Source organism: Micromonospora sp. H61 (assembly GCF_018070325.1).
Classification (GTDB): Bacteria; Actinomycetota; Actinomycetes; order Mycobacteriales; family Micromonosporaceae; genus Micromonospora; species Micromonospora salmantinae.
Genome location: NZ_JAGPXY010000256.1, coordinates 1 through 432 on the forward strand (window position 1 = coordinate 1; position 432 = coordinate 432).

The 432-nt window shown below is 61.3% G+C and carries 1 protein-coding gene; it reads right to left on the reverse strand.

Annotated features, from left to right (window positions below; all coding sequences use genetic code 11):
• Positions 1-175 precede the first annotated feature (175 nt).
• The coding region (locus tag KBX08_RS35000; protein WP_210787744.1) for a hypothetical protein at positions 176-432 on the reverse strand (257 nt) is incomplete at its 5' end.

Below are 432 nucleotides of genomic sequence, written 5' to 3' on the forward strand. Positions count from 1 at the left end.
GTCTCATTCCTCTCACGCTCGGCGAGGTCCGACGTCTCCTGGCACACCTGATCACCACCATCCGACCCTTCGACCACATCCATCGATGGTCACGATGGCGACGCCGACACCAGTACCGGGCCAAAACAGCCCACTACCAGCGAAGACTTCAACTTCAGCAGGTGCGGCTGGAGTATTAGTACTGCAACGGCAGTAGGCGAATCGATTTCGGCTCGCGTTCGTTGGTCTGCCTGTGACGGATGTTGATGTTGACCGGTGGCATGGAGAGTTGGACCGGCTGCATGCCCGGATCGGGCCTCGGTTCCGGCGGGCCGAACCGAGACTGCGTGCGCGTTCGTACCTGTGCGGGTTGATCTCGGGCCTGGGCCGCAAGAACGGCTGGACCTTGGCTGAGCAGTGCGGTGTTGAGCTTGCATCCAACTCGGCGTTCGT